The organism is Pedobacter antarcticus (assembly GCF_900103515.1).
GTDB lineage: Bacteria > Bacteroidota > Bacteroidia > Sphingobacteriales > Sphingobacteriaceae > Pedobacter > Pedobacter antarcticus.
Map to the genome: position 1 here is coordinate 594,902 of NZ_FNGZ01000003.1, position 8,874 is coordinate 603,775.

At 40.0% G+C, this 8,874-nt stretch carries 8 protein-coding genes and 1 pseudogene; 2 read left to right on the forward strand and 7 right to left on the reverse strand.

The window, feature by feature from the left end; genetic code table 11:
• Positions 1-38: 38 nt before the first annotated feature.
• The 7 genes from BLR53_RS09865 to BLR53_RS09895 all read right to left on the reverse strand — a co-directional run bounded on the left by BLR53_RS09865 (position 39) and on the right by BLR53_RS09895 (position 7,811).
• Positions 39-1,262 (reverse strand): carboxypeptidase-like regulatory domain-containing protein, encoded by a 1,224-nt coding sequence (locus tag BLR53_RS09865; protein ID WP_037437941.1) that lies wholly within the window; start codon positions 1,260-1,262, stop codon positions 39-41.
• Between the two features lie 31 nt (positions 1,263-1,293).
• Complete coding sequence (gene recN, locus BLR53_RS09870; RefSeq protein WP_037437943.1) at positions 1,294-2,961, reverse strand: DNA repair protein RecN; 1,668 nt, start codon at positions 2,959-2,961, stop codon at positions 1,294-1,296.
• A 124-nt stretch (positions 2,962-3,085) separates the two neighbouring features.
• Entirely contained in the window at positions 3,086-4,780 is a 1,695-nt protein-coding gene (locus BLR53_RS09875) for a M56 family metallopeptidase (RefSeq protein ID WP_074589239.1), read from the reverse strand.
• 11 nt (positions 4,781-4,791) lie between these two features.
• Positions 4,792-5,178: a BlaI/MecI/CopY family transcriptional regulator gene (locus BLR53_RS09880; RefSeq protein WP_037437946.1), complete on the reverse strand. Its 387-nt coding sequence runs from the start codon at positions 5,176-5,178 to the stop codon at positions 4,792-4,794.
• A gap of 123 nt (positions 5,179-5,301) precedes the next feature.
• Positions 5,302-6,504 carry a bifunctional phosphopantothenoylcysteine decarboxylase/phosphopantothenate--cysteine ligase CoaBC gene (gene coaBC / locus BLR53_RS09885; RefSeq protein WP_074589242.1) on the reverse strand — a complete coding sequence of 401 codons (1,203 nt, stop codon included), beginning with the start codon at positions 6,502-6,504 and terminating at the stop codon, positions 5,302-5,304.
• Positions 6,505-6,552: 48 nt separating this feature from the next.
• The gene (locus tag BLR53_RS09890) at positions 6,553-6,879 is read right to left on the reverse strand and encodes a DNA-directed RNA polymerase subunit omega (RefSeq protein WP_037437949.1); all 327 of its coding nucleotides are present in this window, start codon (positions 6,877-6,879) and stop codon (positions 6,553-6,555) included.
• Positions 6,879-7,811, reverse strand: a complete 933-nt coding sequence (locus BLR53_RS09895) for an outer membrane protein assembly factor BamD (protein ID WP_051759497.1) — start codon at positions 7,809-7,811, stop codon at positions 6,879-6,881. The genes BLR53_RS09890 and BLR53_RS09895 overlap by 1 nt, the downstream gene beginning before the upstream one ends.
• Positions 7,812-8,077: 266 nt before the next feature.
• On the opposite strand from BLR53_RS09895, the gene BLR53_RS09900 reads away from it, so the two are divergent.
• Complete coding sequence (locus BLR53_RS09900; RefSeq protein ID WP_037441788.1) at positions 8,078-8,482, forward strand: hypothetical protein; 405 nt, start codon at positions 8,078-8,080, stop codon at positions 8,480-8,482.
• A gap of 126 nt (positions 8,483-8,608) precedes the next feature.
• Positions 8,609-8,874 (forward strand): annotated as a pseudogene (locus tag BLR53_RS20045) (hypothetical protein); the annotation flags it as partial.

Here is an 8,874-nt window from a genome sequence, read left to right on the forward strand (position 1 = left end):
AAATACTAATATTTTTAGTAAAAAACAAGACGGTATTATTATTTAGCTAAAGGTACATAATCCATGGGTACCATGTCTCCTATTTTTTCATAAGCCCAAAAACCTTCATATAGCAACGCTCTGGAATCTCTCATTCCTCCGTTTGCGTAAAAGCCGACAGGTCCTTTCAGCATGCGGATTACGGAAATCTGGTAATTAGGTATAGTCAATGGTCTGAGGACATAATGCCCTGACGATGAATACGTGTTGCTTTCCTGTTCAGGCGTAAATAACACATACAGTTCATCTGTATAGTTAATTGTTTTCAGATCCGGACCGGCGGTTTTAATTAAAGTATCGGTCTGCACTCCCCTCATGTCCAGCGTAACATTTTCTGCCGGCATCTGCTGCACCTGCTGCCAGTAGGAGAGAGAATCGGCTAGCGCGGAACCTGCTTTTAAGGGGCCATGGATTCTTTTTACTAATCTCTCTTTGGCGGCTTGAATTATACTATCGGCAGGCCTGTCCGGGTTTTTTGTTTTTACCCGCTTATAGAGAATAAAACCTTCTTGCTGGATCTGATTCTTATACAGAGACTGGAAGAAATGCTGCGGAGAACCTGCATAGGCAATTTCACGAGCTTGTAACCACTTCTTCCGTTTCGAGCCTGAGCCTTTTAAATCTTCAAAGACCGGTAGCCCGGAAAAATAAATGATCCTGGTGTTGAAATTATACTCGAAAAGATTGAGCATGTATTTTAGTCTGTAACCCAGCGCTTTGTTCTCAACGATCAGAAAGTCGTTGGTACTTACCCTAAGAATCCCTTCTTTTCTATCGTCCTCAATAAAAAGAATCTGAGGATTTAAGAGTTTGCACTGGGCTGAATTCGGAGTTCGGCCAATAAAAAACTCTAGAAATAATTTGAGATTTTTAGCTCTGTTTGGATCAGCCTTAATCGTTACTTCTTGTAATTGTATCGTGTTTTCCGATAGAATCGCAGTAAAAGATGCCGACTGGTCGGTGATTAATATACTCTTACTATAAGGAAGAAATCCCATCATTTGAATCACAACCTCGTACGACCCGGGTTTGAGTGCCGGTAATGTAAATTTACCGTTGTTATCGGTCACCGTAGCTGTTGTATATCCACTTAAGTAAATTCCAGCTCCCGGTAATGTCTCGCCTTTTTTATCTTTCACCTGCCCGCTGATAGCAAATAATCCCTGTGCAGATAATGACAGAGATGAACAAAAGAAAATAAAGCAGATGAAAAGTCTAACCATTATAAAATATCAACTTGTAGGTAAGGCAAGATTAGGCCGTTTTATTGAGATGTAAAAGATCTGCAGCATTTTTCAATGCAGATTCGCCAGGGTTATGGCCACTCAGCATTTCGGCGATTGCATTGATCCGTTCCTTATTATTCAGCCTGCGTATGCCGGTTGTGGTTTTTTCTGACTCTTCTTTTTTATAGACGAAATAATGTGCATCACCTTTAGCTGCAATTTGTGGAAGATGGGTAATACAGATAACCTGCATGTTTTGCTCCAGTTCGCCGATGACATCTCCAACTCTTAAAGCCGTTTCTCCTGAAATTCCGGTATCGATCTCATCAAAAATCAGTGTCGGTAAGGCTGTATGTTTGGAAATGATAGATTTAATAGCCAGCATAAGTCTGGATAATTCACCGCCTGAGGCAACCTTTCCTACTGGGGCCGGTGCCTGCCCCGCATTCGCAGTGAATAAGAGAGCAATCACATCTTTACCGTCTTTATTTAGATTTTCTACAACCTTTTGCTCAATTTTTATCTTGGCATTGGGCATTCCCACACGGGTTAGTATCTCTGCAACCTGATTTTCTGCATGGCCGATAGCTTTTTTTCTATTTTTAGACAGTTCTGCCGCAATCTTCTCCAATTCAGATTTAAGCTCATCAATTTCGTGAAGCAGTCTTTCAATTTCTTCGTCACTGTTTAATATCGAATTCAAGCTATCGCTGTATGCTTCCTGAATTTCTATCAGTTCCTCTACAGTAGAGACCCTGTGTTTCTGCTGTAGTGTATAGATCGTATCAAGCCTGGCATTAATCTCCTCTATTTTCATTGGGCTGAACTGAATGCTCTCTTCCAAACCTATGCATTCGGAGGCGATGTCTTTAATTTCAATCAATGTCGACCTTAATCTTTCATTAAGAGAAGTATATGCCGGATTGAATTTCTCAATACCCTGAATCTGACTGATCACCTCCTTAAGAATAGGTAGTACGGCTGTTTCTTCGCCATCCAGTAACATCTGGCTATTTAACAAGCCTCTTTTAATACTTTCTGCATGGTTAAGTGCTTCCAGTTCAATCTCCAGCTCTGCCTGCTCGCCGGATCGAAGTTGTGCCTGTTCCAGCTCATTAAATAGAAATTGTTCGTAATCCTGTCTACTTCGTGCTTCATCCGCTGCAGTTTGCAGATTAATGAGCTGTTGCAGTTTTTGCTTATAAAGTCTGAATTTTCCGCGGTAAGACGAGAGTAGAGGAAGGTGATCTGCAAGTGTATCTACGACCGATAGCTGAAAGCCGGGATCGCTGACTTCCGAGGTTGCATGTTGTGAGTGTATGTCGATTAACTTTTCACCGATCTGCTTCATCACCGCAAGTGTAACCGGTGTATCATTAATAAATGCTCGCGATTTTCCGTCTATGGAAATTTCTCTTCTCAGAATACTATCCTGAAGAAAATCTACATCCAGATCTTCAAAATAGGACTGAAGAAATGTTCCTGATAAGTGGAATTGCCCTTCTATAACACATTTCTTTGCCTGATTGAAAAAATATTTAGTTTCTGCACGTTGCCCCAGTATCAGTGACAATGCGCCCAGCATAATTGATTTACCAGCGCCGGTTTCTCCGGTAATGATATTTAAACCTTTATCCAGTTCCAGATCAACGCTATCAATCAGTGCGTAATTACGTATAGAGAGTTTTTGCAGCATATATGATTGCTAAATTAACAAAACTTAAGCAATGGAAGTTTATTTTGTTTTTACAAAAAAAAAGCAGGCGACATTAAAGTCCCTGCTTAATAAATTTCAAATATGTGCTTATTTACTACACCGGTTATTTTGACCAGAACTCAACCTTAACCTGTTGTTGTTCCAATGCTTTTCTCAATTCCACAGCCTGTTCTTGAGCTGCTTTTACGATACGGGCTGTCTCCTTCGAATTCAGAGCAGTTTTTTCCATGTCTTTTCGGAATTTCTCCCATTTAGCTTTCTGTTCTGGAGAGTTATAAGCAGCTTCCATGTCTTTTCCGTATTTCTCCCATTTAGCTTTTTGCTCTGGCGAGTTATAAGCAGCTTCAACGTCTTTTCCATATTTCTCCCATTTAGCTTTTTGTTCCGGAGAATTCATTTTGTTTTTGAGCTCCTCTCCACTTTGCTTAATTCTGGAATGCAGGCGGCTTATTTCAGCACGGTCGTGGCTTTTGTCAGATTGCAGGCGTAAAACTTCATTCGCTAATTTGCCGGAGAGGCTTACAATTTCATTTAAAACCAGGGAGTCTGGCGGCAGGGGTGGGAGCGGAGGTGTTGCCGGCATTTCTGACATCGGAGGCAGTGGCGGAACGGGTGGAATGGGTGGAATGTTGATATTTATTTCCTGTAAACCAGGAATCGTATCCCTGCTTTTGTCCAGTACATAAACCCTTTTACCACTTGAATAAATTAGTGTGTCAGATGCAGGTGTAGAAACTCTCTTTTTTGGCTGATTTACTTTTTTTACGACTGCCGGTGAATTTTGCTGACGCTTTTCACCGTTCGCCGGGTTAACCCAGGCTAAAGAAATCAGTGTAGCAAAAGTCAGTGCAATAGACAGTAGCTTCTGTCTGGAGTTTATACTTTCCGTTTTCATATTTGTAATTCTTTTAATACGTTGATACAGATGTTGTTCCTCACCGGTAGCAGCTAAAGCCAGTACAGGTTTTTGTGTATTTGTTAATAATTCCAGTTGTAAGAGGGCTTTTGCATAAGTCAGAGGCGCGTTGGTTAACTGAATAACTTTATCATCACAAGCATTTTCCCGCTCTATATCCATCATTTTTCCGATCAGCCATGCGAAAGGGTTAAAGAACAGTATGGTTTCAGTAAGCGTTCTTAATAAGTTAAATAAGTAGTCATTTCTCCTGATGTGAGATAATTCATGAATCATAATTGCTTCCAATTGGTTCATCTCCAACTGTGTTGCAAGCATTGCGGGAAAAAGAATGATTGGTTTAATATAACCGATGACCAGTGGAACCTGAATTTTGTCCGATAAATAATAACCGATTTTTCTTCCGATACCAAGTTCTGTCCGGAGAGTTTCAAGTTTGATCATCCAGTCCTTTGGAACAGACTGATGGACTGCATTTTTTAAGTTTTGTATTTTCCGGTAACCCTTCCAGAATATAACACTCTGGATAATCAGGCCAACACTATATAAGAGTACAAGCCAGGGGAAAAGCATTTCGATATACTCTACAGCTGTTAAAGGCACTGCCGGTGGAACTAATCCCGGTAATTGTTTCCAGTAGGATTGTGCGGACGCTTCACTAGAGACAACAGACCATTGGAAAAGCTCTGTAAACGTATATAAAAAGCTTCCCAGCATTAACAATCCGCCCATTGTAGCAATTGTGTATCTCGTGCTTGCTTTGAATTTAAAGACAGGCTGGATAACTAAATATAGTACACCGTAAATTATTGCTCCCTGCCATAATGAGTGGAGGATAGCCCATCCGGTAGCCCGGACAATTTGATCAAATATTGCTTCCATAACGTTTGATGTTATTGTTGTTTTTCTAATTTGTCCAGATATTCCTTGATTGCCTCTATTTCGTCTTTACTGGATTGGTGGTTCCCAAGGGCCTGCATAACGAGCCGTGCTGCGGACCCGTTAAAAGCATTATCTATAAGTTTAGTTACTAGCTGTTCTTGCGTCTTTTGTTGATTGACAATAGCAGTATAGATATGGGTTTTTGCACTGGTGTCTCTTTTAACAAGACCTTTTTCATGCATAATCTGCATCAGTTTAAGTGTAGTGGTATAACCGGCTTCTTTTTCCAGCGTCAGAATTTCGTGTACTTCTCTTACCGTACAGTTACCTTTATCCCAAAGGATTTGTAGTATCTCTAATTCGCTTTCAGTTGGTTTATGTTGTTGATCTGTAACCATAATTCATGTACGAATATTTTTTTGAAATTTATTTAATCGGCTCAATTATAGACGCCGGGAATTTCTCAGATTGTGTATGTAAAATTCAAAGCTGACCGCTTTAAAGTAGAGGGGGGATAACGGTTATAGAGGTTTGAACAGGTTAAGAATTGCTTTGCAAATATCTTTAGCGACTTCAGTTTTTGACTTGGTATTAAATACCTGCTTTTCAAAATCACGATTGAAGATACTGATTTTATTGGTGTCTTTCTGAAAGCCGGCACCGGGATCATTCAGGGAATTTAAAACAATCAGATCCAGGTTTTTCTTAACCAGTTTCCCTTTGGCGTGTTCTTCCTCATTCTGAGTTTCCAAAGCGAATCCAACCAGAATTTGCCCCTCCTGTTTACGCTTACCCAGAGTTGCCAGTATATCAATTGTTTTTTTGAGCTCTATTTTGAGGTCGTCATCAGATTTTTTGATCTTTTGCGTAGCTACTTGTGCAGGCGTGTAATCTGCTACTGCGGCACTCATTACTGTTATTTTACTGACTTCAAAATTAGCCTGGCATGCTTCCAGCATTTCCGCTGCGGTTGTAACGTCTATTCGGTTTACTCTTTGTACACTTTGCATTGCACTGGGGCCGCTAATAAGTGTTACTTCTGCTCCCAGACCGGCGAATTCATCTGCAATAGCAAAACCCATTTTCCCGGATGAATGATTGCCAATAAATCTTACCGGATCAATAGGCTCGTAAGTAGGACCCGCGGTAACCATTACCTTCACCCCGGCTAAAGACAGGCTTGAAAGGATTCTTTCTTGTAGAAAACTGATAATTTCCTCTGGCTCTGCCATTCTGCCAGCACCAAACAGGCCGCTGGCGAGTTCTCCACTGTTGGGTGAGATTAGTACGTTTCCAAAAGATTGTAGTTTTGAGATATTTGCTGCCGTGCTTTCGTGTTTCCACATATCCAGATCCATTGCCGGGGCAAAGTATACCGGACATTTAGCAGAGAGATAAACTGCAGTAAGCAGATTGTCGCAAAGTCCACCAGCCATTTTTGCCAGCGTGTTGGCACTTGCCGGAGCGATAATCATGTAGTCAGCCCAAAGGCCCAATTCAACATGGTTACTCCATACACCGGTTTCTTCTTCGAAATATTTGGTGTAGACCGGGTTTTTTGAAAGGGTGGCCAGAGTTAAGGGCGTTATAAAATTCGCCGCATCAGCTGTGAGAATAACCTTGACGTTTGCACCAGATTTAACCAGTAGCCTGACTAACGTTGCAGCTTTATATGCAGCAATACTGCCGCAAACGCCAAGGATAATATTTTTATTATTTAGCATGGTCTATTAATGCAATTGGGGATGCAGCTTAATGCCTATGCAAAATGCTTATTGAGAATCTTTAGCTGGATTTCTGTGGTAAACTTTATCGTTCAGAAATTCGTCAATGGCAATCAGGCTTGGCTTAGGCATACGCTCATAATGCTTGCTGATTTCAATTTGTTCCCTGTTCTCGAAAATCTCTTCCAAATTGTCATTTGAAGAAGCAAACTCGGCTAATTTACCGTGTAATTCTTCTTTCATGTTGTTTGAAATCTGATTAGCCCTTTTTGAAATAATCACTAGAGACTCATAAATATTAGCAGTCTTCTGATCTAAATCATTCACATTTCTGGTTACCGTAGTATTTGGTATAGCGGGTTTATTCGTATTCATTATGGATTGGGGGTTTTATTCTTAATATTAGCAGATGTATCTTTACTATTGTCTTTTTCAACCATTGCTTTGTATTTCGCAATCTGATTGGCTTCCAGTGTCATGAGCTCTTTCGCACTAGCGATGCCGTTTTCACATTCAGTCTTTAATGTTTTTGCCTCCTCAAGGTACTTACTTTCCGGATGATTTTCAATAAATTCATTCGCATATCCTATAGCTTCTGTATAACGGTCTTCCTGACGATAAGGAAAGCTGTTTTTAGCATAGGCATATTGTGATTTAATAATCAGTAAATCCATCTCCTCAGCATATTTGATATCGGGAAAATCAATCTCTGCATTTTTTAATGAAATAACAGACGATTTGTAGTTACTGATATCATAACCGCCCAGGTCATAATATAACCTTGCATTAGTATAAGCTTTAAGTTCCAGTTTAGCACGAAGATCTGTAATATACTGACTTGCCTGAGCTACGCGCTCACTTTTCGGATACAAGTTAATGAAAAGCTGTAAGGCATCAATCGCTTTATAGGTGTTCTCCTGATCTAATGTATATTCGGGTGAATCAAGGTAGTAGCAATATGCACCCATGTAACGGCATTCTTCTGCATTTTTACTTGTCGGATAGGTATCTGCAAAATATTTAAACTGGTACCTGGCTGTAGTATAATCTTTTAAGCGAAAAAGTGTGTAAGCGTAATAATAGTTCAGATCTTCAGCTTCCGTTCTTCCTCTGTATTTCTGAGAAAGATCTTCAAACAGGATCAATGCTTTTGAATAATCTTTCTTATTGTAAAGTTTTATGGCCTCCTGGTATTTTTTAGCTACATCATTGCTTAGCCTGATTTTCTCAAAACGGCTTTTGCAACCTGCAATACTTAAGGCAATTACAGTGAAAGATAGTATAAAAACGTGTTTAATTTTAAACATTGTGCAAAGATAAGTTAATATTACGATAACGTCAATTAAAAATAATTGTTCGCTAAGCTAATTAAAGGCTTTTATTCGGGCAAATGCTTAACATATTTTAACAAATACCATTTGTTTGGGAATAGATCTACATTGGTAGACTGATGTCTATTATTTGAACCACTCGCAAGTAAAATCACGAATACCGGCTTCAGACTAAAGTAAATTCAGGAATATTAAATTGGGTTGGCGTGGTCTATCGAGGGTGCTGGTTGTCCGTTCCTGATATGAGTTTACATAAGAAAGTTTTTCAAAACAGAAAAATGAGTATAAAAAACGAACGTCCAAGTAAGGGCAAAGGCGGGAGGGTTTCTCCCCATTCAGAAAGTTTTAGAGTTCAGTTAGCTTTGGAATACATTCAAGGTTCCTACAGCTACCCCCAGGTAGCAAGAAAATATGGTTTGCCTGAACATACTATCATATCCTTCGTATCTTGGTACCGAAAGACCCAAACCCAGCTTATGCCAGAAGAACCGCTTATCCCAAATGAGCCTTTGAGCTCCGAGGATCGAAAAGGGTTAGAAAAACGACTTGTATTGGCCGAGATGAAGATTGCAGCTCTTGAAAAGGTAATTGCAATCGCTAACCAGGAGTACAATACAGATCTTAAAAAAAAAGCTGCTACCAAGTGATCTATGAGTTAAAAGGAACACGCAAAGATTATAGTATCGATAATCTTTGCGCTGTCTTTGGCTATACCAGGCAGGCCTGGTATAGCCATTTAAGAAGCGTACGGCTGTGTTTTTTAGAACAAGAAATTGTATTGGAAAAAAATATACGAGATCAGAAAAGAGCTCCCTAAAACCGGATGTATCAAACTCTACAAAGAACTTAACAATGGCTTCTTGCAGGGACACGGCATATCAATGGGCAGAGATGCTGTATTTAACCTTGTACGTTCTCAGGGGATGTTGATCAAAACCAAAAAGAAATGGGTATATACCACCAATTCCTTTCACAGGTTCAAAGTGCATGCAGATCTAGTTCAGCGAAGAGCTGCTCTGTGCGCAGAGGAAATATGGGT

Coding starts and splice junctions, on each gene's coding strand:
- recN (WP_037437943.1), bottom strand. CDS start 2,961: ATGCTGCAAAAACTCTCTATACGTAATTACGCACTGATTGATAGCGTT.
- BLR53_RS09875 (WP_074589239.1), bottom strand. CDS start 4,780: ATGGAAGCAATATTTGATCAAATTGTCCGGGCTACCGGATGGGCTATC.
- BLR53_RS09900 (WP_037441788.1), top strand. CDS start 8,078: ATGAGTTTACATAAGAAAGTTTTTCAAAACAGAAAAATGAGTATAAAA.
- BLR53_RS09880 (WP_037437946.1), bottom strand. CDS start 5,178: ATGGTTACAGATCAACAACATAAACCAACTGAAAGCGAATTAGAGATA.
- coaBC (WP_074589242.1), bottom strand. CDS start 6,504: ATGCTAAATAATAAAAATATTATCCTTGGCGTTTGCGGCAGTATTGCT.
- BLR53_RS09890 (WP_037437949.1), bottom strand. CDS start 6,879: ATGAATACGAATAAACCCGCTATACCAAATACTACGGTAACCAGAAAT.
- BLR53_RS09895 (WP_051759497.1), bottom strand. CDS start 7,811: ATGTTTAAAATTAAACACGTTTTTATACTATCTTTCACTGTAATTGCC.
- BLR53_RS09865 (WP_037437941.1), bottom strand. CDS start 1,262: ATGGTTAGACTTTTCATCTGCTTTATTTTCTTTTGTTCATCTCTGTCA.